The sequence below is a fragment of the Streptomyces sp. NPDC088116 genome (assembly GCF_044741745.1).
GTDB lineage: Bacteria > Actinomycetota > Actinomycetes > Streptomycetales > Streptomycetaceae > Streptomyces.
This window is the reverse complement of sequence record NZ_JBIUTF010000004.1, coordinates 573,452-598,878: the sequence shown is the minus strand read 5'-3', so window position 1 is coordinate 598,878 and position 25,427 is coordinate 573,452. Positions and strand designations below refer to the sequence as shown.

At 70.6% G+C, this 25,427-nt stretch carries 19 protein-coding genes; 9 read left to right on the top strand and 10 right to left on the bottom strand.

Annotated features, from left to right (window positions below):
* Positions 1 to 52 precede the first annotated feature (52 nt).
* From ACIOJD_RS19580 to ACIOJD_RS19560, 5 genes are all read left to right on the top strand, one after another.
* Entirely contained in the window at positions 53 to 1,156 is a 1,104-nt protein-coding gene (locus ACIOJD_RS19580; protein WP_401915554.1) for a substrate-binding domain-containing protein, read from the top strand.
* A 313-nt stretch (positions 1,157 to 1,469) separates the two neighbouring features.
* The gene (locus ACIOJD_RS19575) at positions 1,470 to 2,258 is read left to right on the top strand and encodes an ATP-binding cassette domain-containing protein (protein ID WP_401915030.1); all 789 of its coding nucleotides are present in this window, start codon (positions 1,470 to 1,472) and stop codon (positions 2,256 to 2,258) included.
* Entirely contained in the window at positions 2,255 to 3,610 is a 1,356-nt protein-coding gene (locus ACIOJD_RS19570; protein WP_401915027.1) for a sugar ABC transporter permease, read from the top strand. The genes ACIOJD_RS19575 and ACIOJD_RS19570 overlap by 4 nt, the downstream gene beginning before the upstream one ends.
* 227 nt (positions 3,611 to 3,837) lie before the next feature.
* Positions 3,838 to 5,784 (top strand): 1-deoxy-D-xylulose-5-phosphate synthase, encoded by a 1,947-nt coding sequence (gene dxs / locus ACIOJD_RS19565; RefSeq protein WP_401915024.1) that lies wholly within the window; start codon positions 3,838 to 3,840, stop codon positions 5,782 to 5,784.
* A gap of 228 nt (positions 5,785 to 6,012) precedes the next feature.
* Positions 6,013 to 7,473 carry an amino acid permease gene (locus tag ACIOJD_RS19560; RefSeq protein WP_401915551.1) on the top strand — a complete coding sequence of 487 codons (1,461 nt, stop codon included), beginning with the start codon at positions 6,013 to 6,015 and terminating at the stop codon, positions 7,471 to 7,473.
* 29 nt (positions 7,474 to 7,502) lie between these two features.
* On the opposite strand, the gene ACIOJD_RS19555 is transcribed toward ACIOJD_RS19560, so the two are convergent.
* The gene (locus tag ACIOJD_RS19555; RefSeq protein ID WP_401915021.1) at positions 7,503 to 7,895 is read right to left on the bottom strand and encodes an NTP pyrophosphohydrolase; all 393 of its coding nucleotides are present in this window, start codon (positions 7,893 to 7,895) and stop codon (positions 7,503 to 7,505) included.
* 286 nt (positions 7,896 to 8,181) lie between these two features.
* Between ACIOJD_RS19555 and ACIOJD_RS19550 the strand changes: the two genes are divergently transcribed.
* The gene (locus ACIOJD_RS19550; protein WP_401915019.1) at positions 8,182 to 9,342 is read left to right on the top strand and encodes a hypothetical protein; all 1,161 of its coding nucleotides are present in this window, start codon (positions 8,182 to 8,184) and stop codon (positions 9,340 to 9,342) included.
* Between the two features lie 83 nt (positions 9,343 to 9,425).
* Here ACIOJD_RS19550 and ACIOJD_RS19545 read toward each other — a convergent pair whose 3' ends face one another.
* The 5 genes from ACIOJD_RS19545 to ACIOJD_RS19525 form a co-directional block, all read right to left on the bottom strand.
* Complete coding sequence (locus tag ACIOJD_RS19545) at positions 9,426 to 11,552, bottom strand: 3-hydroxyacyl-CoA dehydrogenase NAD-binding domain-containing protein (RefSeq protein WP_401915016.1); 2,127 nt, start codon at positions 11,550 to 11,552, stop codon at positions 9,426 to 9,428.
* The gene (locus ACIOJD_RS19540; protein ID WP_401915013.1) at positions 11,549 to 12,769 is read right to left on the bottom strand and encodes a thiolase family protein; all 1,221 of its coding nucleotides are present in this window, start codon (positions 12,767 to 12,769) and stop codon (positions 11,549 to 11,551) included. The genes ACIOJD_RS19545 and ACIOJD_RS19540 overlap by 4 nt, the downstream gene beginning before the upstream one ends.
* Positions 12,770 to 12,971: 202 nt before the next feature.
* A complete protein-coding gene (locus tag ACIOJD_RS19535; RefSeq protein WP_401915010.1) occupies positions 12,972 to 14,252 on the bottom strand; it encodes an HRDC domain-containing protein in 1,281 nt (426 codons plus the stop codon).
* 77 nt (positions 14,253 to 14,329) lie between these two features.
* The gene (locus ACIOJD_RS19530) at positions 14,330 to 14,989 is read right to left on the bottom strand and encodes a LuxR C-terminal-related transcriptional regulator (RefSeq protein WP_401884048.1); all 660 of its coding nucleotides are present in this window, start codon (positions 14,987 to 14,989) and stop codon (positions 14,330 to 14,332) included.
* Positions 14,990 to 15,348: 359 nt separating this feature from the next.
* On the bottom strand, positions 15,349 to 16,038 hold the full coding sequence (locus ACIOJD_RS19525; RefSeq protein WP_401915008.1) for a DUF3000 domain-containing protein: 690 nt from the start codon (positions 16,036 to 16,038) through the stop codon (positions 15,349 to 15,351).
* 92 nt (positions 16,039 to 16,130) lie between these two features.
* Here ACIOJD_RS19525 and hemE point away from each other — a divergent pair, with 92 nt between their 5' ends.
* The gene (gene hemE / locus ACIOJD_RS19520) at positions 16,131 to 17,195 is read left to right on the top strand and encodes a uroporphyrinogen decarboxylase (protein ID WP_401915006.1); all 1,065 of its coding nucleotides are present in this window, start codon (positions 16,131 to 16,133) and stop codon (positions 17,193 to 17,195) included.
* Positions 17,196 to 17,231: 36 nt separating this feature from the next.
* On the opposite strand, the gene ACIOJD_RS19515 is transcribed toward hemE, so the two are convergent.
* Complete coding sequence (locus ACIOJD_RS19515; protein ID WP_401915005.1) at positions 17,232 to 18,620, bottom strand: FAD-dependent oxidoreductase; 1,389 nt, start codon at positions 18,618 to 18,620, stop codon at positions 17,232 to 17,234.
* Positions 18,621 to 18,719: 99 nt separating this feature from the next.
* A complete protein-coding gene (locus ACIOJD_RS19510; RefSeq protein ID WP_401915004.1) occupies positions 18,720 to 19,676 on the bottom strand; it encodes a DUF4349 domain-containing protein in 957 nt (318 codons plus the stop codon).
* A gap of 239 nt (positions 19,677 to 19,915) precedes the next feature.
* Between ACIOJD_RS19510 and hemG the strand changes: the two genes are divergently transcribed.
* Together hemG and hemQ are read left to right on the top strand one after the other, a co-directional pair.
* A complete protein-coding gene (gene hemG / locus ACIOJD_RS19505) occupies positions 19,916 to 21,391 on the top strand; it encodes a protoporphyrinogen oxidase (protein WP_401915000.1) in 1,476 nt (491 codons plus the stop codon).
* 4 nt (positions 21,392 to 21,395) lie between these two features.
* The gene (hemQ, locus tag ACIOJD_RS19500; protein ID WP_401914997.1) at positions 21,396 to 22,112 is read left to right on the top strand and encodes a hydrogen peroxide-dependent heme synthase; all 717 of its coding nucleotides are present in this window, start codon (positions 21,396 to 21,398) and stop codon (positions 22,110 to 22,112) included.
* A gap of 350 nt (positions 22,113 to 22,462) precedes the next feature.
* Here hemQ and ACIOJD_RS19495 read toward each other — a convergent pair whose 3' ends face one another.
* Positions 22,463 to 24,082, bottom strand: a complete 1,620-nt coding sequence (locus tag ACIOJD_RS19495; RefSeq protein WP_401914994.1) for a VWA domain-containing protein — start codon at positions 24,080 to 24,082, stop codon at positions 22,463 to 22,465.
* Between the two features lie 21 nt (positions 24,083 to 24,103).
* Positions 24,104 to 25,348, bottom strand: a complete 1,245-nt coding sequence (locus ACIOJD_RS19490) for an AAA family ATPase (RefSeq protein WP_401914991.1) — start codon at positions 25,346 to 25,348, stop codon at positions 24,104 to 24,106.
* Between the last annotated feature and the right edge of the window lie 79 nt (positions 25,349 to 25,427).

Genomic DNA, 25,427 nt, shown 5'->3' with positions numbered 1-25,427 from the left:
TCGGCCGCAACGACGCGGCCTCGTCAGGGAGGTTTTTGAAGTGAACGCAATGATGCGTCGTGCCGCCGTGGTTACAGCCGCTTCCGCGATGGCCGTCTCACTCGCCGCCTGTGGCAGCGCCAAGGAGTCCGGCGACAAGGCCGAAGCGTCCAAGTCGGACAAGAAGGGCCCGATCACCGTCGGGCTGCTCCTGCCGGAGAACGAGACCGCCCGGTACGAGAAGTTCGACAAGCCGCTGATCGAGAAGAAGGTCGGCGAGCTCACCGACGGCACGGGCAAGGTCGTCTACGCCAACGCCAAGCAGGACCCGACGCTGCAGAACCAGCAGGTCGACACCATGGTGACCAACAAGGTCGACGTGCTGATCGTGGACGCGGTCGACTTCAAGGCCATCGCCGGTTCGGTCAAGAGGGCGAAGGAGGCCGGCATACCGGTCGTCGCCTACGACCGGCTGGCCGAGGGGCCGATCGACGCGTACACCTCCTTCGACAACGAAGAGGTCGGCCGGGTCCAGGGCAAGGCCCTCCTCGACAAGCTGGGCTCCAAGGCCTCGTCCGGTGACATCGTCATGATGAACGGCGCCATCACCGACCCGAACGCCGCGCAGTACAAGAAGGGCGCGCTCTCCGTGCTGGAGGGCAAGGTGAAGATCGGCAAGGCGTACGACACCAAGGAATGGAAGCCGGTGAACGCCAACTCCAACATGGAGGCCGCCATTTCCGCCCTCGGCAAGGACAAGATCATCGGCGTCTACTCCGCCAATGACGGCATGGCGGGCGGCATCATCACCGCCCTCAAGGGCGCCGGCTTCTCCACGCTCCCGCCGGTCACCGGTCAGGACGCCGAACTCGCCGCCGTCCAGCGCATCCTCGCGGACGAGCAGTTCATGAGCGTCTACAAGTCCTACCCGCAGGAGGCGGCCACGGCCGCCGAGATGGCGGTCGCGCTCGCCAAGGGCGAGAAGCTCGACTCCATCACCAAGGGCAACACCGTGGACAGCGCGACCACCAAGAAGGTGCCCTCCGTCCTCGTCCCGGTCGTCTCGCTGACCAAGGACAACATCAAGGACACGGTCATCAAGGAAGGCATCTACACGACCGGTGAGATCTGCGCCGGCAAGTACAAGGCCGACTGCGACAAGGCCGGTCTGAAGTAGGCCTGAGCCAGGCCGGCTTGGCCCCGAGCCAGGCCCGGCCCCGGGCCGACGCGGATCTCTTCCGGTGCGGAACCGGAGCAGGTCTCCTCCGGCGGGTCCTCCCGGACGCGTAGGAGCCCCCTCCGGCGACCCGCCCCCGGTGAAGCCTGTCCGGCACCCCGCCCGTCAACGCCCCGCAGCTGGGGCGGGGTGCCGGATGGAACAACCACTCCGCGGGACCGCCCATCGGCCATCGGCCCCCTTTCGTTCTCTTCTGCTCGACCTCCGCGCCCTCCTCCGGCGCGGTATCCCCGCCGGTCAGGCGGCGAAGGAGATGGTTCACGTGACCGCTACGCCCGTGCTGGCGTTGCGCGGGGTCTCAAAGCGATTCGGTGCCGTCCAGGCGCTCACCGACGTAGAGCTTGAGGTCCACTCCGGTGAGGTGGTCGCCCTCGTGGGCGACAACGGCGCCGGGAAATCCACGCTGGTGAAGACCATCGCCGGTGTGCACCCCATCGACGAAGGTGTCATCGAGTGGGAAGGCAGGCCCGTCTCGATCGGCCGGCCGCACGACGCCCAGAATCTGGGCGTCGCGACCGTCTACCAGGACCTCGCCCTGTGCGACAACATCGATGTCGTCGGCAATCTCTTCCTCGGCCGTGAGCTCCGCAAGTGGGGTGTCCTCGACGAGGTCGAGATGGAGCGCCGTTCACGCGAACTGCTCACCACGCTGTCGATCCGTATCCCCAGTGTCCGTATCCCGATCGCCTCGCTCTCCGGCGGCCAGCGGCAGACCGTGGCCATCGCCCGGTCGATGCTCGGCGAGCCGAAGCTCGTCATCCTCGACGAGCCGACGGCGGCCCTGGGCGTGGAGCAGACCGCCCAGGTGCTCGACCTGGTCGAGCGGCTGCGGGAGCGCGGCCTCGCCGTGCTCCTCATCAGCCACAACATGGCGGACGTGAAGGCCGTCGCGGACAAGGTGGCCGTGCTCAGGCTGGGCACGAACAACGGCGTCTTCGACGTCGCGGCCACCTCGCAGGAAAGGATCATCGCCGCCATCACCGGAGCCACGGACAACGCCGTGACCCGCCGCGCGTCGCGCACCGTGGAGGTTCAGAAGTGAGTACGGACAAGACCTCCACGTCGCTCGACAAGGACCCCGGCAAGAGCCCCGGCGGCAAGGGCGCCGACGCCACGGTTTCCGTCGGCAGGATCCCCGCCCCGGTGGACGCCCCCGCCGCCGCGGACGGCGCGGTCACCGCCGTCGACCCGCGACTGCTCGTACGCGAACAGGGATTCGCCGGCTATCTCTCGGAGTTCGGGCGCAAGATGCGCGCCGGCGATCTGGGCTCCGTCCCGGTCATCGTCGGCCTGGTCATCATCTGCGCCGTCTTCCAGAGCCTGAACTCGAACTTCCTGTCCGCGGAGAACCTCAGCAACATCTCCGTGGCCATGGTCGGCACGGGCATGATCGCCGTCGGTATCGTCTTCGTGCTGCTGCTCGGCGAGATCGACCTGTCGGTCGGCTCGGTCAGCGGTGTGTCCGGCGCGATCTTCGCCGTACTGAGCGTCACCCATGGCATGAACGAGTGGCAGGCCTTGGTGATCGCCATCGTCAGCGGCGCCGTCATCGGCGCGATCCACGGCTTCTTCTTCGCCCGGGTCGGCGCGCCCGCGTTCGCCGTCACCCTGGCGGGACTGCTCTTCTGGCTCGGCTTCATGCTCCAGGTGCTGGGTTCCAACGGCACCATCAACCTGGACTCCGACGGTCTGGTCGCCCAGCTGACCACGTACTACTTCAGCGATGTCGCGGCCGCCTACGGCCTCGCGGTCGTCGCGGTCGTGGTGTTCTTCCTGACCTCGTTCCTGGAGAACCGCCGCCGGGAGGCGGCCGGAGTCCCGTCCCGCCCGGTCAGCGAGACCGTGCTGCGTACGGCCGTCCTCGCGGTCGTGGCCTTCGCGGCGGCGTTCATGTTCAACCAGTACAAGGGCCTGCCGCTGGCGCTGGTCATCTTCCTGCTGGTGCTCGTGGGAACCGACTTCGTGCTGCGCCGCACCACGTACGGACGCAAGGTCTTCGCGCTCGGCGGCAGCGTCGAGGCCTCTCGCCGCGCCGGTATCAACGTCACTCTGATCCGGGTGTCGGTCTTCTCGATCGCCGGTACGTTCGCGGCCATCGGCGGTCTCTTCATCGCCTCCAAGATCGCCGCCGCCAACCAGGGCGCCGGTACCGGCGACCTGCTGATGAACGCCATCGCGGCGGCCGTCATCGGCGGCACCAGCCTCTTCGGCGGCCGGGGACGCACCTGGAACGCGCTGCTCGGTGTCATGGTCATCACATCGATCCAGTACGGGCTGGCTCTGGAGGGCATCGAGACCCCGACCCAGTACATGATCACCGGTGGTGTGCTGCTCGCCACCGTCGTCATCGACTCCGTCACACGGAAGACCCAGAAGACCGCGGGCCGCGCCTGACGCCGGTTCGCGCGGCTGTGCCCGGCACCCGGACCCGGGCGCCGGGCACAGCCATGCACGGGTTCGTGTACGGGGCCAAGATCGGTCCGGGTCCGGGCCCGAGCCCGCCAAGCACGGCTGGATCCTGCCTGCCGTCCATATGACCTACATACAGCCGTTCAGGTGATGTACAACTCACGGCCCACTGACGGACCGGGCGGTCGGAACATTAGACTCGGCGGATCGGCATGCTCGACCAGCTCAATCGCAAGGAGGCACGGGTGGCGTTGCTGACCCACATCAGGGAACCGCGCGATCTGGACCGGCTCAGCCCGGAGCAACTGGAGCAGCTGGCCGGAGAAATCAGGACATTCCTGGTGGAGGCGGTCTCCAAGACCGGCGGCCACCTCGGACCCAATCTCGGCGTCGTCGAGCTGACCATCGCCCTGCACCGTGTTTTCGAGTCCCCGGCGGACAAGGTCCTCTTCGACACGGGCCACCAGTCGTACGTGCACAAGCTGCTCACCGGCCGTCAGGATTTCTCGAAGCTCAAGAGCAAGGGCGGGCTCTCCGGCTACCCGTCCCGCGCCGAGTCCGACCACGACATCATCGAGAACTCGCACGCCTCCACCGTGCTGGGCTGGGCCGACGGCCTCGCCAAGGCCAACGAGGTCCTCGACAAGGACGACCATGTGGTCGCCGTGATCGGTGACGGCGCGCTCACCGGCGGGATGGCCTGGGAGGCGCTGAACAACATCGCCGCCGCCAAGGACCGCCCGCTCGTCATCGTCGTCAACGACAACGAGCGCTCGTACGCGCCGACCATCGGCGGTCTCGCCAACCATCTGGCGACCCTGCGCACCACTGACGGCTACGAGCGTTTCCTGGCCCGCGGCAAGGACCTCCTGGAGCGCACTCCGGTCGTCGGCAAACCCCTCTACGGCACCCTGCACGGCGCCAAGAAGGGCCTCAAGGACTTCATCGCCCCGCAGGGCATGTTCGAGGACCTCGGTCTGAAGTACGTCGGCCCCATCGACGGCCATGACATCCAGGCCCTGGAGTCCGCGCTGCTGCGCGCCAAGCGCTTCGGCGGCCCGGTCATCGTGCACTGCATCACCGAGAAGGGCCGCGGCTACCAGCCCGCCCTCCAGGACGAGGCGGACCGCTTCCACGCCGTCGGCAAGATCCACCCCGACACCGGACTGCCCATCGCCTCCTCGGGCACCGACTGGACCTCGGTCTTCGGCGAGGAGATGGTCAAGCTCGGCACCGAGCGCGAGGACATCGTCGCGATCACGGCGGCCATGCTCCAGCCGGTCGGCCTGGACAAGTTCGCGAAGGCGTTCCCCGACCGCGTGTACGACGTCGGAATCGCGGAACAGCACGGCGCGGTCTCCGCGGCGGGCCTCGCCACCGGCGGCGTCCACCCGGTCTTCGCCGTCTACGCGACCTTCCTCAACCGCGCCTTCGACCAGGTCCTGATGGATGTCGCCCTGCACCGCTGCGGTGTGACGTTCGTCCTGGACCGGGCCGGCATCACCGGCACGGACGGCGCCTCGCACAACGGCATGTGGGACATGTCGATCCTCCAGTGCGTGCCGGGGCTGCGGATCGCCGCCCCGCGCGACGCCGACCAGGTCAGGGCCCAGCTGCGCGAGGCGGTGGACGTCGAGGACGCCCCGACCGTGGTCCGTTTCTCCAAGGGCGCGGTCGGCCCGGCGGTCGCCGCCGTCGGCCGGATCGGCGGCATGGACGTGCTGCGCAGGACCGAGGAGGGCGTCGCCGACGTGCTGCTGGTCTCCGTCGGCGCGCTCGCCCCGATGTGCCTGGAGATCGCCGACCTGCTCGCCAAGCAGGGCATCACCACCACGGTCGTGGACCCGCGCTGGGTCAAGCCCGTCGACGAGGCACTCGCCCCGCTCGCCGAGCAGCACCGCGTGGTGGTCACCGTCGAGGACAACAGCCGTGCCGGCGGTGTCGGCTCCGCCGTCTCCCAGGCGCTGCGCGACGCCGGCGTCGACGTACCGCTGCGGGACTTCGGAATCCCGCCGCGCTTCCTCGACCACGCCTCCCGCAAGGAGGTCCTGGCCGAGATCGGGCTGACCGCACCGGACATCGCACGCCAGGTCACCGGCCTGGTCGCGAAGCTGGACGGCCAACTGGAGGACTCACCCACCGATGTGGCCCGCGACTGAGCGGACCGTCCTCGGACACCACCCCGGACACATCCTGGGAACAGCGACACGGCTGCCGATGGGCCGGTCGGACCACCCCGTACAGGGCGGACCGACCGGCCCATATGTGTGAAAAACGCCATGAGCGGGTACCTGGCCGCCGCAACCTCTCGATCGTTGCCGGATGAACGCGCATACGGAGGTACGCCGGTGAGCACGCGACAGGACCCGGGTTCAGTCAGCAAGGGCATGTTCCGCACCAAGAACGTCGAGCAGTCGATCCGCGACACCGAGGAACCGGAGTACGCGCTCAAGAAGACCCTCTCCGCCCTGGACCTGACGGTCTTCGGCGTCGGCGTCGTCATCGGTACGGGCATCTTCGTCCTGACCGGTGTCGTGGCCAGGCAGACGGCCGGCCCCGCCACCGCGCTCGCCTTCGTCGTCGCCGGTGTCGTCTGCGCCCTGGCCGCCCTCTGCTACGCGGAGTTCGCCTCGACGGTGCCGGTCGCCGGATCCGCCTACACCTTCTCGTACGCCTCGCTCGGTGAGCTGCCCGCCTGGATCATCGGCTGGGACCTCGTCCTGGAACTGGCCCTGGGCTGCGCGGTCGTAGCCGTCGGCTGGTCCGGCTACATGCGCTCGCTGATCAGCAACGCCGGCGGGAGCCTGCCCGACTACCTGTCCGGCACCCACGACGGGAAATTCGGCTTCGACCTGCTCGCCTTCCTCCTCGTGCTCATCCTGACCGGCGTTCTCGTCGCCGGGGTGAAGCTGTCCTCGCGCGTCACGACCGTCATCGTCGCCATCAAGGTCACCGTCGTCCTCCTCGTGATCTTCGTCGGCGCGTTCTTCATCACCGGCTCCAACTACAAGCCGTTCATCCCGCCGTCAGAGCCCACCTCCGGCGGCAGCGGACTGGCCGCCCCGATCGTCCAGCTCATGTTCGGCTTCACCCCCAGCAACTTCGGCGTCATGGGCATCTTCACCGCCGCGGCCGTCGTCTTCTTCGCCTTCATCGGCTTCGACATCGTCGCGACCGCCGCCGAGGAGACCCGCAACCCGCAACGCGACGTCCCGCGCGGCATCCTCGGCTCCCTCTTCATCTGCACCGTGCTGTACGTCGCCGTCTCGATCGTCGTCACCGGCATGCAGAAGTACACCGAACTGTCGGTGGACGCCCCGCTCGCCGACGCCTTCAAATCGGTCGGCCACCCCTTCTGGGCCGGGCTGATCAGCTTCGGCGCGGCCGTCGGGCTCACCTCGGTCTGCATGATCCTGCTGCTCGGCCAGACCCGGGTGTTCTTCGCGATGAGCCGCGACGGACTGCTGCCCAGGACCTTCTCCCAGGTCCACCCCAAGTTCGGCACGCCGTACCGCTCCACGATCCTCCTCGGGCTGATCGTGGCGGTCGTCGCCGGCTTCACCTCCATCGAGGAACTCGCCGAACTGGTCAACATCGGCACGCTGTTCGCCTTCATCGTGGTCGCCCTCGGCGTCATCATCCTGCGCCGGACACGCCCCGACCTGCCGCGCGCGTTCCGTACCCCGCTGGTGCCCTTCCTGCCGATCGCCTCGGTACTCGCCTCGCTGTGGCTGATGTTCAACCTGCCCGCAGAGACCTGGCTGCGCTTCGCCATCTGGATGGTCGTCGGCTGCGTCGTGTACTTCGTGTACGGACGGAGCCACAGCCGCGTCGGCAAGGCGGGCTGACTCCGCGGGCCCGGTCCTGCGCAGACCCTCTATCTATCCTCGCCCGGCAGCGGGCGCACGGCTCTCGGCCCGGCGCACCGGGCGCCGTGCTCCTCCACCCGCCGGCGCAGCTCCCGGTCGGCGGTGACGACGACACACCCCGGACCGTCCGCCGCCGCCCGCGCGGCCAGCTCCACGATCCGGTCGTCCCCGCTGCCGTCCGTCGGCTCGACCCGTACGCCCGGCACCGACTCCACACCCCGGGCCGCGCCCTCCACGACCAGCACGACCTCAACAGGCCCCGGACACCCGGCGATTCCCCGCCCGGCGTACGGCACCAAGCTGTCGCGCAGCCGCTCCGTGGCCCCGCGCCGGTCGCGCCACCAGCCGTCGGGGACGGAACCGACCACATTCGCCGCGTCGACAATCAGCTGAATCCGCACCCCGGCAGCGTGCCACAAGGACCACGCCGAAGGACGCCCCGTGCGATCGCAACCCGCCCTCGGGCGTGGTACGGAAGTCCCGCCTGCCCGCGACGCCCGGCACGCACGCTCGCCGCGTTGTCGGAGTCGTCCGAGTACGTCCAGTACACGGGCGATCCTCCGCCTTGCGAGCGCACGCACCGGACGCCGCAGGCCCCGCCCTCAGGACGGACGGCGCTACTTTCGCAACCCGCCCTAGTACCATCGGCCTCCGGGTTTCCTGCGCTCAGGAAGGCGGCAGCGGGACATGACACCGAGGTCCGGACGGACGTCCAAGGGATCGGGCGACGCCGAAGGGAACGCCGCCGAAGCGGCACAGGAGCCCCTGCCCACGCCTCCCGCGCCCCCTCCGTACACCTCCCTCCCCCCGACCACCGGCTGGTTGCTGCGCGGCAAGGACGGCAGGCTCACGGCCTATGCCCCGACGGCCGACGGGTTGCTCCGCTGGACCGAGACCCGGGTGGGCGGCCCCCACTGGTCCGGTCCCGATGCGCTGGCCGCCCGCGGCCTGTTGCCGTACCTGTCCGTCGCGCAGAGCGCCGAGGGCTACGTCCACCTGCTGGGGGTACGGAAACGACCACGCGCCGACGGGCCCGGCGACACGGATCTCGTGCACGCGGTCCAGTTCCAGACCGGCCGTCCCCTGCGGGACTGGCAGTCACTGGGCAACCCGCACGGCAAGGACCGGGAGAAAGGGGCGCGGATCGGGCTGCCGTCCGCCGTACTGGACACCACCGGCTCGGTGCACCTGTTCCTGCGCAACGCGAACGGCGGCCTCTCGGCCAAGAACCAGTCACCGACCGGCCGTTGGCAGCCCTGGGGCGGGGCCGATCCCGACGGCACGACGCTGACCGGCGAGGCGTCCGCCGCCGTGACCGACCGCGGACGGATCGACCTCCTCGTGCCGGCACCGGGCGCCATGGTGCGCTGGCTGAGGGAGAAGCCCGACGCGAAGCTGGAACGCGCCGAGGACGAACCGGCGGGCGAGGTCGCCCCCGGCACGATCGGCGCCGAGCGCACCGCCGGTGGCCGCCTCACCCACTTCTGGCGCGACGCGCCGGACGGCACGGTCCGCGCCTGGCGGCCGGGCGCGGAGCCTGCCCGGCTGGGCGGCCGGGGCACCGGCCCGCTCGCCCTGCTGCGTACCCCGGTCGACGGCGTCGACTGCACGATCCTGGCCCAGCGCGGCACCGACGGCCACCCGCACATCGCCGCCTACCCGACGGAGACCGAGGAGGCGGGCCTCAACTGGACCCGCACGGGCGAACGCTGCGTCGGCGCACCGGCCCTGGCACTGGACGGCGAGGGCCGGGTGGTGCTGGCGGTGCTCGGCGAGGACGGCACGCTACGGGTGGCGAGGCAGAAGGAGGAGCCGGGACTGGCGCTGGAGGCATGGACCCGGATCTGACGTACGGCCGCTTCTCCCCACCGTGAACGGGCCGGTACGGGAGTCTCCTCCCGCACCGGCCCCGCCGACGTCAACTCGCGTTGCTACGCGGGCACGCTCGCCACGCCCGGCGCCAGGAACGGCTTGCCGTTCACCCGCTCCGAGACACCCTCCCGGTCCAGGTACGGCGTGATGCCGCCCAGGTGGAAGGGCCAGCCCGCGCCCGTGAGCAGACAGAGGTCGATGTCCTGCGCCTGAGCCACGACACCCTCGTCCAGCATCAGACCGATCTCCTGCGCCACCGCGTCCAGCACGCGCTCACGCGTCTGCTCCTCGGTGAGGACGACATCGCCCTGCTTGAGGAGCGCGGCGACCTCCGGGTCCAGCTCCGGCTGCCCGGAGTCGTACACGTAGAAGCCCCGCTTGCCCGCCTTGACGACCGCCGCGAGGTTCGCGGAGACGGTGAAGCGCTCCGGGAACGCCCCGTGCAGGGTCTCGGAGACATGCAGACCGATCGCCGGGCCGACCAGCTCCAGCAGCACCAGCGGAGACATCGGCAGCCCCAGCGGCTCCACCGCGCGCTCCGCCACGTCGACCGGGGTGCCCTCGTCGATCACGTTCTGGATCTCGCCCATGAAGCGGGTGAGGATGCGGTTGACGACGAACGCCGGGGCGTCCTTCACCAGCACCGCCGACTTCTTGAGCTTCTTCGCCACCCCGAACGCCGTGGCCAGCGCCGCGTCGTCGGTCCGCTCACCGCGCACGATCTCCAGCAGGGGCAGGATCGCCACCGGGTTGAAGAAGTGGAATCCGACGACCCGCTCGGGGTTCTTCAGCTTCGACGCCATCTCGGAGACCGACAGCGACGAGGTGTTGGTGGCGAGGATCGCGTGCGCCGGGGCGACCGCCTCGACCTCCGCGAACACCTTCTGCTTGACGCCCATCTCCTCGAAGACGGCCTCGATGATGAAGTCGGCGTCCGCGAAGCCCTCGGCCTTGTCCAGCACACCCGAGACCAGGCCCTTGAGCCGGTTCGCCCTGTCCGGGTTGATACGGGACTTCAGCAGCAGCTTGTCGATCTCGGCATGGACGTACGAGACGCCCTTGTCGACGCGCTCCTGGTCGATGTCCGTGAGAACGACCGGCACCTCCAGGCGGCGCAGGAAGAGCAGCGCCAGCTGCGAGGCCATCAGGCCCGCGCCGACGACACCGACCTTGGTGACCGGCCGGGCCAGCGACTTGTCGGGGGCACCCGCCGGCCGCTTGGCGCGCTTCTGCACCAGGTTGAAGGCGTAGATCCCCGAACGCAGCTCGCCGCCCATGATCAGATCCGCCAGCGCCCGGTCCTCGGCGTCGAAGCCCGCCTGGAGGTCGCCGTCCTTGGCGGCGGCGATGATGTCGAGCGCACGGTACGCGGCCGGGGCCGCGCCATGCACCTTGGAGTCGGCGACGGACCGCCCACGCGCCACCGCCTGGTCCCAGGCCTCACCCCGGTCGACCTCGGGACGCTCGACCGCCAGCTCGCCCTTCAGCACGGACGCGGTCCAGATCAGCGACTGCTCGAGGAAGTCGGCACCCTCGAAGAGCGCGTCGGCGATCCCGAGGTCATAGACCTGACCCCCCTTGAGCTGCTTGTTCTGGTTGAGCGAATTCTCGATGACCACCGAGACCGCGCGGTCGGCGCCGATCAGATTCGGCAGCAGCACACAGCCGCCCCAGCCCGGTACGAGGCCCAGGAAGACCTCGGGCAGCGAGAACGCGGGCAGCGCGGCGGACACCGTGCGGTACTGGCAGTGCAGCCCGATCTCGACACCGCCGCCCATCGCCGCGCCGTTGTAGTACGCGAACGTCGGCACCGCCAGCGTGGCGAGCCGCTTGAAGACCTCGTGGCCGCCCTTGCCGATCGCCAGCGCGTCCTCGTGCCGCTTGAGCAGCTCCACACCCTTGAGGTCCGCGCCGACAGCGAAGATGAACGGCTTGCCGGTGACACCGACACCGACGATCTCGCCCTCCGACGCCTCCTTCTCGACCTGGTCGATGGCCGCGTCGATGTTCGCCAGCGACTGCGGGCCGAAGGTGGTCGGCTTGGTGTGATCCAGGCCGTTGTCCAGCGTGATGAGGGCGAACCTGCCCGCCCTCACCGGGAGTTCGAGGTGGCGTACGTGCGCCTGTGTCACGACCTCACCGGGGAAGAGCTCTGCCGCGCCCTTCAGGAGTTCAGCGGTAGTCACTTGTTGCCTCCGTCGAAGTGCGGGTTCTCCCAGATGACCGACGCGCCCATGCCGAAGCCGACGCACATGGTGGTCAGCCCGTAACGGACCTGCGGCCGCTCCTCGAACTGCCGCGCCAGCTGCGTCATCAGCCGTACGCCGGAGGAGGCCAGCGGGTGGCCGAACGCGATGGCGCCACCGTACTGGTTGACACGCTCGTCGTCGTCCGCGATGCCGTAGTGGTCCAGGAAGGCCAGCACCTGTACCGCGAAGGCCTCGTTGATCTCGAACAGGCCGATGTCGGAGATCGACAGGCCCGCCTTGGCGAGGGCCTTCTCGGTCGACGGGATCGGTCCGTACCCCATCACCTCGGGCTCGACGCCCGCGAAGGCGTACGACACGAGCCGCATCCTGACCGGCAGGCCCTGCTCCCGCGCGAAGTCCTCGGCCGCGATCAGCGAGGCCGTGGCGCCGTCGTTGAGCCCGGCCGCGTTGCCCGCCGTCACCCGGCCGTGCGGCCGGAACGGAGTCTTGAGACCCGCCAGCGACTCCAGCGTGGTGCCGGGACGCATCGGCTCGTCGGCGGTCGCCAGACCCCAACCGGTCTCGCCCGCTTCGGCGTTGGTACGCCGGATGGAGATCGGCACCAGATCCTGCTGGATCAGGCCGTTCGCATACGCCTTGGCCGCCTTCTCCTGCGACCGCACCGCGTACTCGTCGGCACGCCGCTTCGTCAGATGCGGGAATCGGTCATGCAGGTTCTCGGCCGTCATCCCCATGAACAGCGCGGAGTCGTCGACCAGCTTCTCCGACACGAAACGCGGATTCGGGTCGACGCCCTCACCCATCGGGTGCCGGCCCATGTGCTCGACACCGCCGGCCACGACGATGTCGTAGGCGCCGAACGCGATGGAGCCCGCGGTGCTCGTCACGGCGGTCAGCGCGCCCGCGCACATACGGTCGATCGAGTAGCCGGGAACGGACTGCGGCAGCCCGGCGAGAATCCCCGCCGTCCGCCCGAGCGTGAGGCCCTGGTCACCGATCTGCGTCGTCGCGGCGATCGCGACCTCGTCGATACGGGCGGGATCGAGGTCCGGGTTGCGGCGCAGCAGCTCCCTGATCGCCTTCACAACGAGATCGTCGGCGCGAGTCTCGTGATACATGCCCTTCGGGCCCGCCTTGCCGAACGGGGTGCGGACGCCGTCGACGAAGACGACATCCCTGACGTTACGAGGCACGATGGCTCTCCTCCAGGTGCGGGACGGCACTGCTCCGGGGCACGCCGACGACGCGCTCCCACCCCCATGCTACTTACGAGTAACCATGCTGCCCAGCCCCTCTCTGTTTTTTGAGGGCTCGGTTCGCCTCCGGCGCGCTTGCTGTGTCAACACCCCGGCCGGACGGCGCCACCGCACCCCCGCCGGACGGCGCACCGCCCACTCAGCCCGACGAAGACGCCGACAGCGCCCGAGTCAGGAGCGGCGCCACCTGTTCCACCTGCCATACCCGCGCGCCATGCGCGCCCAGCGCCTCCGCCACGCTCGCCTCTGTAGGCTCCTGCGGCGGCTCCCAGCACACCCGCCGCACGGTGTCCGGCGTGATCAGGTTCTCCTGCGGCATGTTCAGCCGTTCCGCCAGCTCGGAGACCGCCGCGCGGGCCGCCGACAGCCGTGCGGCCGCGTCCGGGTCCTTGTCCGCCCAGGATCGCGGCGGCGGCGGGCCGGAGACCTGCTGGCCGGGTTGCGGCAGCTCCGTGTCGGGCAGTGCCCTGGCCCGGTCGACCGCGGCCTGCCACTGTTCCAGCTGGCGCCGCCCCATCCGGTGGCCGAAGCCGGGCAGTGCCATCAGCGCGTGCACGTTCGCCGGCAGGGACAGCGACGCCTCGATGATCGCGGTGTCGCTCAGCACCTTGCCGGGCGAGATGTCACGCCGCTGCGCGACCTTGTCGCGGGTGGTCCACAGTTCCCGTACGACCGCCATCTGACGGCGGCGCCGTACCTTGTGCATTCCGGATGTCCGGCGCCAGGGGTCCTTGCGCGGCGGGGCCGGCGGGGCCGAGGCGATCGCGTCGAACTCCTGGTGGGCCCAGTCCAGCTTGCCCTGCCGGTCCAGCTCCTTCTCCAGCGCGTCCCGCAGGTCGACGAGCAGCTCGACGTCCAGTGCCGCGTAGCGCAGCCAGGGCTCGGGGAGCGGGCGGGTCGACCAGTCGACGGCGGAGTGGCCTTTCTCCAGCGCGTAGCCGAGAACGTTCTCGACCATCGCGCCGAGGCCGACCCGGGGGAAGCCCGCCAGCCGGCCGGCCAGCTCCGTGTCGAAGAGCCGGGTGGGCATCATGCCTATTTCGCGCAGGCAGGGAAGATCCTGGGTGGCGGCGTGCAGGATCCACTCGGTGCCGTCGAGGGCCTCGCCGAGGCCGGAGAGGTCGGGGCAGCCGACCGGGTCGACGAGTGCCGTGCCCGCGCCTTCGCGGCGGAGCTGGACGAGGTAGGCGCGCTGCCCGTACCGGTAGCCGGACGCGCGCTCGGCGTCGACGGCCACGGGGCCGGTGCCGGCGGCGAACGCCGCGATCACTTCGGCCAGCGCGTCGTCGGTGGCGACCACCGGCGGAATGCCTTCGCGGGGCTCCAACAAGGGGATCGGCGCCGATTCGACGTCGTCCGGGGGAGCGCCCCCGGTGGTTCGCAGTGCTGGGTCTGCTGCGGTCTCTTGGGCGTCGGTCACCTGTCAAGGGTATCGGTGAACAGAAGGCGCCCGCCGACGGAACGTTCCGTCGGCGGGCGATGGGGGGCGAGAAGCGGTCAGTGGATGATTCCGGTACGGAGGGCCACGGCGACCATTCCCGCCCGGTCACCCGTGCCGAGCTTGCGCGCGATACGGGCGAGGTGGCTCTTGACGGTCAGTGCGGACAGCCCCATGGAGACGCCGATGGCCTTGTTGGACTGGCCTTCGGCGACCAGTCTGAGCACCTCGACCTCACGGCCGGAGAGCTCGCGGTAGCCGCCCGGGTGGCTCGGGGCGCCCGGGGGGCGGCGGTGCATCCGTGCTCCCGCGCCGATGGGGGCGGCGCCGGGGCGGGTGGGGTGGCCGATATTCGTACGTGTGCCGGTGACGACATATCCCTTGACGCCGCCCGCGAGGGCGTTGCGCACCGCGCCGATGTCGTCGGCGGCGGAGAGGGCGAGGCCGTTGGGCCAGCCCGCGGCTCGGGTCTCGGACAGCAGGGTCAGCCCGGAACCGTCGGGCAGGTGGACGTCGGCAACGCAGATGTCGCGCGGGTTGCCGACGCGGGGGCGTGCCTCCGCGATGGACGACGCCTCGATGACGTCACGTACTCCAAGGGCCCACAGGTGGCGGGTGACGGTGGAGCGGACGCGTGGGTCGGCCACGACGACCATGGCCGTCGGCTTGTTCGGGCGGTAGGCGACCAGGCTTGCGGGCTGCTCGAGGAGAACGGACACCAGGCCTCCTGGGGAAGGTGCGGGACGCAGCCGGCTCGGGGGATGAAGCCGGGGCGATCCGTGCTTGAAGGGTCATTGACCTCTTCGGCAGCAACCTCGCCCGCCTTTAGAGAATGATCACGATTTGGTGAGTAACAATTCGGGCAATTAGGACGGGTGATCGAGCGCCCTATGACTGGTCCCCATGCGAGGGGTGTACGGAGGGCACGCTGCGGCGGTGCCGTGAAGGGACGTCAGGGCGCCTGCGAACGTCAGGGTGCTGGTGATGCGGAGGCGAGCCGGAACGGCGGGAACAGGGGAAGCGCGGTGGGAACAGGGAAGCCGGGACCCCCGCGCCGGGGCCACGGTGCGTGGCTGCGTCAGCGGGCCTGGGGGCCGCGTCGTTGCGGCAGTGACACCACGCCCGCGGCCGGTCCCGCGTCGCCGGGTCCGGTGAGCGGCCCGGGAGCGGCCGGCGGCAGCCCCGCGACCTGGCAGAGCAGATCGCACCAGGCCGCCAGGTGTGCCGCCGAGTCCGGCACCGAGCCCAGGCCCTCGCGCGGCGTCCAGGACGCCCGGATCTCGATCTGTGTCGCGGGCCGGCGCTCCGACAGGCCGCCGAAGTAGTGCGATCCCGCGCGGGTGACGGTGCCGCTCGCCTCGCCGTACGACAGTCCGCGCGCCTCCAGCGCGCCCGTCAGCCAGGACCAGCACACGTCGGGCAGCAGCGGGTCGACGGCCATCTCCGGCTCCAGTTCCGCCCGTACGAGCGTCACCAGCCGGAAGGTGCCGTGCCAGGCGTCGTGCCCGGCCGGGTCGTGGAGCAGGATGAGCCGGCCGTCCGCCAGGTCGTCCTCGCCGTCCACGGCCGCCGCCTCCAGGGCGTACGCGTACGGCGCCAGCCTTTTCGGCGGCGGGGTCGGGTCGATCTCGATCTCGGGGCGCAGTCGCGCAGCCCGCAGTGCTTCGACCGCCGTCCGGAACGCGGACGGGACGGAGCCCCCCTCCCCGCTGCCCTTTCCCTCGGTGCCGTTGGAATGATCGGAAAACTGTCCCTGAGCCGCAGCCATGCGGGGAAGAGTAGGCGGAACCCGCGTCTCGCGCAGGGAGGGACACCCGGGCCGGGGCGGCCGCTTCCCCGTTGCATGCGAAGATTCTGGGCGTGAGCGCCATTGACCGCCCTTCGGGCCAGCAGACGAAGACGTACGAATCGGCCTTTATGAAGGCGTGCCGACGTGAACCGGTGCCGCACACACCGGTTTGGTTCATGCGCCAGGCGGGGCGTTCGCTGCCGGAGTACCTGAAGGTGCGCGAGGGGATTCCGATGCTGGAGTCCTGCATGCGGCCCGACTTGGTCACGGAGATCACGCTCCAGCCCGTACGGCGTCACAAGGTCGACGCCGCGATCTACTTCAGTGACATCGTCGTCCCCCTCAAGGCGATCGGTGTCGATCTCGACATCAAGCCGGGTGTCGGTCCCGTCGTCGCCGACCCGATCCGCTCCCGCGCCGATCTCGACCGGTTGCGCGACCTCACGCCGGAAGACGTCTGGTACGTCACCGAGGCGATCGGCATGCTGACGGCCGAGTTGGGATCCACCCCGCTCATCGGCTTCGCCGGTGCGCCGTTCACCTTGGCGAGCTATCTCGTGGAGGGCGGCCCGTCCCGTAACCACGAGCACACCAAAGCGATGATGTACGGCGACCCGGAGTTGTGGGCGGACCTGCTCGACCGGCTCGCGGACATCACCGGCGCCTTCCTGAAGGTGCAGATCGAGGCGGGCGCGAGCGCGGTACAGCTCTTCGACTCCTGGGTGGGCGCGCTGGCCCCCGCCGACTACCGCGGTTCCGTCCTGCCGGCCTCGGCCAAGGTCTTCGACGCGGTCGCCCCGTACGGCGTGCCGCGTATCCACTTCGGTGTCGGTACAGGCGAGTTGCTCGGCCTGATGGGCGAGGCCGGCGCGGATGTCGTCGGTGTCGACTGGCGTGTGCCGCTGGACGAGGCGGCCCGCCGGGTCGGCCCCGGCAAGGCGCTCCAGGGCAACCTCGACCCGGCCGTCCTCTTCGCCCCGGCCGAGGCGGTCGAGGCCAAGGCCCAGGAGGTGCTGGACGCGGCGGCCGGCCTGGAGGGCCATGTCTTCAACCTGGGCCACGGCGTGCTGCCGAGCATGGACCCGGACGCCCTGAGCCGGCTCGTGGAGTACGTCCACACGCGGACCGCCCGGTAGCCCTGTCGCCGTCTTCGGAGGCGTCGGGGAGGCGGGTCAGATTCCCGCCTCCCTCACCGCCGTCGTCGCCTTGCGCGCTGCGACCAGGATCGGGTCCCAGACCGGGGAGAACGGCGGGGCGTAGCCGAGGTCGAGTGTCGTCATCCGCTCCACCGTCATTCCGGCGGTCAGCGCGACCGCCGCGATGTCCACGCGCTTGGCGGCGCCCACGCGGCCGACGATCTGGACGCCCAGCAGCCGGCCCGTACGGCGCTCCGCGAGCATCTTCACCGTCATCAGGGCCGCGCCCGGGTAGTAGCCGGCGCTGTTGGTGGACTCGATGGTCGCGGTGACGAACTGGAGGCCCGCCCGGTGGGCGTCCTTCTCCCGCAGGCCCGTGCGGGCGATCTCCAGGTCGCAGACCTTGCTGACGGCCGTACCGACCACACCGGGGAAGGTCGCGTAGCCGCCGCCCACGTTCGCGCCGATGATCTGGCCGTGCTTGTTGGCGTGCGTGCCGAGCGCGATGTGGCGGGTGGTGCCCGAGACGACATCGAGGACCTCGACACAGTCGCCGCCCGCCCAGATGTTCTCGTGGCCGCGCACCCGCATCGAGAGATCGGTGAGCAGTCCTCCGTGCGGTCCGACGGGCAGTCCGGCGGCCTGGGCCAGGGTCGTCTCCGGTTCGACGCCGATGCCGAGCACGACGACGTCCGCCGGATACTCCGCGTCCTCGGTGGCCACGGCTCGCACCCGGCCGTCGGCGCCGGTGAGGATCCCGGTGACGGCAGCCCCGCCCACGGTGGTGATGCCCATGCCGTCCATCGCCTCGTGGACCAGCCGTCCCATGCCGGGGTCGAGCGTGGCCATCGGCTGCGCGTCGCGGTGGACGACGGTGACCTCGTAGCCGCGCTTGAGCAGCGCCTCCGCCATCTCCACCCCGATGTAGCCCGCTCCGACGACCACCGCCCGGCCGCGCTCCGTACCGGCGAGAGTGTCGAGCAGCGCCTGGCCGTCGTCGAGGTTCTGCACCCCGTGCACGCCCGGCGCGTCGATCCCGGGCAGCGCGGGCCGTACCGGGCGCGCGCCGGTCGCGACGACCAGTTTGTCGAAGCGCGTCCAGCTCTCCGTACCGTTCCCCGTGCCGTCGGAGAGTTCGCGTGCGCGGACCCTGCCCGCCGGATCGATCTCCACGACCTCCGTGCGCATCCGCAGGTCGATGGCGCGCTCGCGGTGCTCCTCCGGCGTACGGGCGATCAGGTCGTCGCGCGACGGTACGTCGCCGCTCACCCAGTACGGGATGCCGCACGCGGAGTACGAGGTGAAGTGGCCGCGCTCGAAGACGACGATCTCCAGCTCCTCCGGGCCCTTCATCCGGCGGGCCTGCGATGCGGCGGACATGCCCGCCGCATCGCCGCCGATGACCACCAAGCGCTCTGCCGCCATTGCGCGTCCCCTCGGTCGTGTCCGCGTCGGTCATGTCCACGTAGGTCATGTCCGTGTCCGTGTCCGTGTCCGAGGGGAACGCTACGCGGGCGCCGGGGGTCAGTCCCGCCCGGCCATGCCCTCGGCCGCTGTTCCCCCTTCGCCCGCCGTGACGGGGGTGGCCGCCGGTGCGGGCCGTCGGGGCAGCCGGCCGTGTATCAGCCGCCACAGCAGGTAGAGCACGGCCAGTGCGGCGGCGAACGGCGCCACCGCGCCGATTACCACGGTGATCCAGCGCAGGGTCGCGGTGAACGCGTCCCAGCCGCCGTCCAACGCGTCCAGGAATCCCGGTCCTTCGTCCGCCTTCTCCTCCTCGGAGGCCGGGGTCTCGGTCAGTTCGAGGGTGATGGTGGCCAGGGTGGTGCGGTCCTTGAGGGACGCCTGCTGGGCGAGCAGCGACTCCAGCGCCGACTGACGGGTGCTCAACTCCCCTTCCAGCGCCACCACATCGCTGAGACCGGTGGCCCGGTCCATCAACTTCCGTACGCGGTCCACGCTCACCCGCTGCGAGGCGACCCTGCTGTTCACGTCGACCACCTGGTCGGTGACGTCCTTGGCCTCGCTCCGGCGCGCGATCAGGGTGCCGGTGCCCGCCAGTTCGGCCAGGACCGAGTCGTACGAGTCCTGTGGCACGCGCAGCACGACACTCGACATCACATGGTCGTCCTCGACCCGCTCGGTGGACTCGTTCTGCACGAGACCGCCGGCCTTCTCGGCCGCGTCACGCGCCGTGGTGAGCGCCTTCTGTGTGTTCTTGACACGCACGGTGAGCTGGGCGGTGCGGATCACATGGCTCGCGGCCGGTGTGGACGTCCGCGCCTTTTCCCCCGTGGCGCCGGGCGCCGCCGACGGGGCACTGTCGGCCGCGGACCCGGCCCCCGCCGGGCCCTCCTGCCGCTCCTGGGCCGGTTTCGCCGCGCTGTCCGACGCGGTGCTTTTCTCGTCGCTCGCGGAACATCCCGCGAGCGCGAGTGAGGCGGTGAGAAGTGCTGCGGCAAGCGCCGGCATCGCACGCATGATGGCCCCCCTGGGACAGATCTCTTGAATGGCGCCGGTTCGACGTGCGGGGCCCCTGTGCGGGTTGCTCATTTCCGGTTCCGAAGAGGTCACGGTCAGGACTCGGTACGGACCTCGATACGGGAGCCGGTACGGAAGTTGGTACGGGAGCCGGCACGCGCCCCGGCCGGGGCGGCACCCGTTCCGTGACGAGGCGACCGGCGGAGGCGGCCCGGCGCCGGTTTGAGAGAGTGGAGGGCATGGAGTCGAGCGCGCAGCACATGGACACGCATATGGGCCATGTCGTGGTCATCGGGGGCGGTATCGCCGGTCTCGCGGCCGCGCACCGGCTGCTGGGCGCCGGGATCAGGGTGACCCTGCTGGAGGCCGGCGACCGGCTCGGCGGAAAGCTCAGGACGGGGGAGATCGCGGGCGCTCCCGTCGACCTCGGCGCCGAATCGATGCTCGCGCGCCGCCCCGAGGCCGTCGATCTGGCCCAGGCCGTAGGGCTCGGCGAGCTGCTCCAGCCGCCCACCGCCACCACCTCCTCGGTCTGGACGCGTGGCGAGCTGCGGCCCATGCCCAAGGGCCATGTGATGGGCGTTCCCGGCGATCCCGCCGCCCTCGCGGGGCTGCTCTCCGCCGAGGGCCTCGCCCGCATCGCCCGGGAGCCGGAACTGGCCCCCACCGCGATCGGCGACGACGTCCCGGTCGGCGAGTACGTCGCGGAGCGCCTCGGCCGCGAGGTCGTCGACCGGCTGGTGGACCCGCTGCTCGGCGGGGTCTACGCGGGCGACGCGTACCGCATCTCCATGAAGGCCGCCGTCCCACAGCTCCTCGACGCCGCCAGGAACCACGACTCGCTGCTGGAGGGCGTCCGGGCGGTCCAGGCGAAAGCCGCCCCACGGCAGCCGGGCGGCGCTGTCTTCACCGGCATCGAGGGCGGTGTGGGGCGGCTGCCAGGCGCCGTCGCGGACGCCGTACGGGCAGCGGGCGGCGAGATCCTCATGGAGACGCCCGTACTCGGCCTCACCCGCCCCCACAGCCCTGAGGGCGCACGCGGTGCCTCCGCCACCGGCGGCTGGCGGATCCGTACCGACCGGCGGACCCTGACGGCCGACGGCGTGGTCCTGGCGACCCCCGCGTGGTCCGCCTCCGCACTGCTCAGCGACGAGTCCCCGGTCGCCTCGGCGGAACTGGCCGAGGTCGAGTACGCCTCGATGGCCCTGGTGACGATGGCGTTCCGGCGCCGCGATCTCACCACGGTCCCCGAGGGCAGCGGATTCCTCGTGCCGTCCGTCGACGGCCGCACGATCAAGGCGTCGACCTTCTCCACCCGCAAGTGGGGCTGGGTCGCGGACGCCGCGCCCGACCTCTTCGTCCTGCGTACGTCCATCGGCCGGTACGGCGAGGAGGAGCGGCTGCACCACGACGACGCCGATCTCGTCGACGTCTCGCTGCACGACCTCGGCGAGGCCGTCGGGCTCTCCGCGAGGCCGGTGGCGACCGAGGTGACCCGCTGGATCGCCGGTCTGCCGCAGTACCCGGTCGGCCACCAGGAGCGCGTCGCCCGGGTCCGCGAGGCGGTCGCCAAGCTGCCCGGACTGCGGCTCTGCGGCGCGGCGTACGACGGCGTCGGCATCCCGGCCTGTATCGCGAGCGCCCGGCGGGCCGCCGACGAGATCATCGCCACGTCGACCCTGGCGCGGGGCACCGGCCGAGGCGCGGGAGAATAGCCCCATGACTGCTGCTCCAGAGAAGACCGCGAACGCGGGCAAGAAGGCCAAGGACCTCAACGAGGTCATCCGCTACACGCTGTGGTCCGTCTTCAAGCTGCGCGACGTGCTGCCCGAGGACCGGACCGGCTACGCGGACGAGGTCCAGGAGCTGTTCGACCAGCTCGGCGCCAAGGACATCACCGTACGCGGGACGTACGACGTGTCCGGGCTGCGCGCCGACGCCGACGTCATGATCTGGTGGCACGCCGAGACCGCGGACGAGCTCCAGGACGCGTACAACCGCTTCCGCCGCACCCGGCTCGGGCGGGCGCTGGAGCCGGTCTGGTCGAACATGGCGCTGCACCGTCCCGCCGAGTTCAACAAGTCGCACGTGCCGGCCTTCCTGGCCGACGAGAAGCCCCGCGACTATGTGAGCGTCTACCCCTTCGTGCGCTCGTACGACTGGTACCTGCTGCCCGACGAGGAGCGGCGCCAGATGCTCGCGGACCACGGCAAGATGGCCCGCGGCTACCCGGACGTGCGCGCCAACACCGTGGCGTCGTTCTCGCTCGGCGACTACGAGTGGATTCTGGCGTTCGAGGCCGACGAGCTGTACCGGATCGTCGACCTGATGCGCCATCTGCGGGCCTCCCAGGCGCGGTTGTACGTGCGGGAAGAGGTCCCGTTCTACACCGGCCGCCGCAAGTCGGTGGCGGACCTGGTGGCGGGTCTGGCGTAAGGCTCCCCCAAAGCCTCGCCGCTCGTGTGCATGCGAGCGGTGATCTGTGCGAGGCTGGAGGGATGTGGATTTGGTGGCCGGGACCGCTCCGTACGAGCGAACCCGGCCATCCCGCCCGGAAGATCAGATGATCGGCGACAGCCTCCAGCTGTTCGACCGGTCGTCCAGCGACACCGGGTTCGGCTCCGGGTTCCCATCGGCCGCCGACTCGCGGAACGTGGCGACTTGCGGGGAAGAATCTCGTTCTTCCCCGTTCTGGCCCGTTCCGCGTCGATCGCGGCCGATGGAACCCGGGTCGATGCTTCCCCGAGAGCACACCCTGCCCTGCCCGCGAGGTCGCTGAGGCCCGGTCAGATCACGCGGAACAGGTCGGCGGCGGCGTGGACATCGGTGAGGTCGTCGATGGACCGGAGGTTGTCGCACAGGGCCTCCAGGACCGAACCGGCCTCGGTGGCGCGCGGGGCGCCGATGGCCACGCCGAAGACCCGGAAGCCCAGCAGGCGCTTGGTGTCGTTCCAGCCGCGCATCCATTCCTCGGTGACGCCGCATTCGTCGTCGGTGATCATCACGATGTCGCCGCGCGCGCGTGCCGCGTCGTTGAACTCCTCCTCCAGCAGTTCACCGGCCGCTGTCAGCGGCCTCTGGTAGCTGGTGCCGCCGCCGAGGAAGGTCTCCGCGAAGTCGAGCACCCGGGCGATACCGGCGGGCCGGTCCGCCGGGAAGCGGAAGACCTGGATCCTGTCGGCGGCGGAGAACAGGATGCCGACGAAGTCACGCTTGGCATGACGCGCCTGATCCAGCAGCGCGAGGGCGCACGCCTTGGCCCACGCCTCCCGGGTGACTCCGCCGGGCCCCGCCTCGTACATGGAGTGCGAGGTGTCCACGCACGCGATGACGGCGCCCTGGCCGGTGCTCTGTTCCCCCTGGCTGTCGTAGAGCATCAACTCCCCGGCGGCGTAGCGCGCGGCGAACACCGCACGCAGCGCGGGCAGACCGAGGTTGGTCAGCTCGGAGGGGATGACACGGGAGAGGTCGTTTCCGAGCGTGACGCCGACCAGTTCCCCGGTGGCGTTTTCCACCTTGCGAGCGCGCTCACCGCCGGCCATCTGCCGGAAACGGCCGATCAGCCCGGCCCACTGCGCGAGACGGCTGGTGCGCAGCCGCTCCGCGAGGCCGGCGCGCCGGTCGAACGGCATCCGCTCCAGCTCGCCGGGAGCAACGCCCCATGCCCGCATCAGCGCGGCCTCCTCCCGTACGGCCTCGGCGGCCTTCGCCGCCGCGTTCCGCGCGCCGGCACGGATGCCGGGGGCCGCCGCCGCGAGGGCCTGCGCGGCGTCCTGGGCGGCCTGTTGAGCGGCGGCCTTGGCAGCCTCGGCGGCATCGATCGCCTGTCGTACGGCGTCGGCGGCCGGGGCCGGTACGGTGCCGTCCTCGTCGGCTCCGTCGGCGGCCCGCTGGAGCGCCTCGCCCACGGCGGTCGCCGCGCCTTCGGCGTCCTGCCGGGCCTTCTTCGCCCGCTCGGACTGCTCCTGGGCGTTCCGGGAGCCCGCCGGCATCCGGCGCAGCGCGGCGGCCTGGGCGAGCACGGCCATGGCGGCGGCGTAGGCGTCGCCGGCCGTCTCCCGGCGCAGCTCGGCGAACTCCGGTGACTCCATCAGTGAGGTGATGACCTGATGGTTGACCAGCCGGGAGGGGTCCATCTCCGCACGCTCGCGCAACCGCGGGCCGGCCTTGTAGGCGGCCAGGAACGTGTCGGTCAGGAGGTCGGTGGTGTGGTCGTAGCGCTCGTTCAACTCCTCGGCCAGCTCGCGCAGTCCGGCCGACTGCTCGTAGGTGTCGCGCCATGCGATCTGTTCGAACCGGTCCGCGACCACGGCCGCGGTGTGCCGCTCGGGAGCGGCGCCGGACAGGCCCAGCCACTTCCCGGCCGGGCCCGCCAGCTCGTTGAGCCTGCTCGGTGTCCTGCCCATGGTCCTTATCCCCCCCGGTGTTCAGAGCTGCGCCTGCACCATGCTCGCGTCCAGGCCGAGTGCCTCGGTGAGAACGCGGGCGCGGACGGCGCGCTGGCGGCCGGTGACCCGGTCGATGGCGGCGGTGGAGCGGCCGGCGCCCGCCGCCTCCTCGCGCAGCTTCTCCAGCCGCTTTCCCGCCATGGCGAGCTTGTTGTGTGCCTTCTTGATGACCCACTCGCTCAGCGCCTCGCGGGACTGCCCGGCCATGGCGTCGAGCTGGGCCTCCAGCTCCTCGATGGCGTCGGCCAGTTCGAGTGCCTCCTTGGCGTCGGGGTTGATCAGTTGCAGCACCTCGCGCTCGACGGCCGGGCGCTCGGCGGGGGAGTCCCACAGCACATGAGTCAGCACCGACAGGTCGGTCTCGGCGACCGCCGGGCGGCCGTCGAGGTACGCGGACGCCTGGAGCAGGCCCACCGCCTGGCGCCAGCGGCGGTCGGAGGCGACGAGTTCCTTGCGGCGCAGGGCGGCCCGCAGCGTACACACCGCGTCCACGATCACGTCGGGGACGTCCACGGCCGGGACGGCTTCGCTCACCGCGTGCTGTAACGCGGCCAGTTCGATGGTGGTACGTGCCGGTGCCGCCGGGCGGTTGACGGCGGAGCGGACCAGCGCGGCGAATTTCGAGGGGTCGGCCAGGTACCCGACCTCGATCCGCACCAGCAGCCGGTCGTAGATCGCGGCCGAATCCTCGCCGCCGGGCAGTTCGTTGCTCGCCGTGATGGCCCCGATCAGAGGGCAGCGGATCGGCTCGCCGCCGCTCTCGGGGTGGTATATCCGCTCGTTGAGGTAGCCCAACGTCTCGTTCAGCGCCGCCGTGGAGCACTTGAAGATCTCGTCGATGAACGCGACATGCGCGGTCGTGGCGCGGCCGTCGTAGACCTGGCGGTACTCGCCCCGGGCCAGCGCGGCGACGTCGATGGGACCGAACATCCTGGTGGGCGCGGTGAACTTCGACAGGAGTATCTCCCAGTAGGCCGCCCCCTCGACCCTGCCCGTGAGCTCCCGGGCCATCTCGGACTTCGCGGTTCCGGGCGGGCCGAGCACCAACGAGTGCTGTCCGGCCAGCAGCGTCACCAGCAGCGTCCGCACCACGTCGTCCCGCTCGTAGAAACGGTCCGACACCTCGTCGCTGATCGCCCGCAGCCTCTTGGCCGTGTCGTGCGCGTGCTGCGTGTCCGGCCCGTTCTGTGTGTCCTGCGCGTTCTGTGTGTCCTGCGCGCTCATCTCGACTCCCTGCCTGTGACGCCTTGTCGGGCTGATGGGACGGCCCTCGCCCTGAAGCTACGACGAAGTGACAAGTATC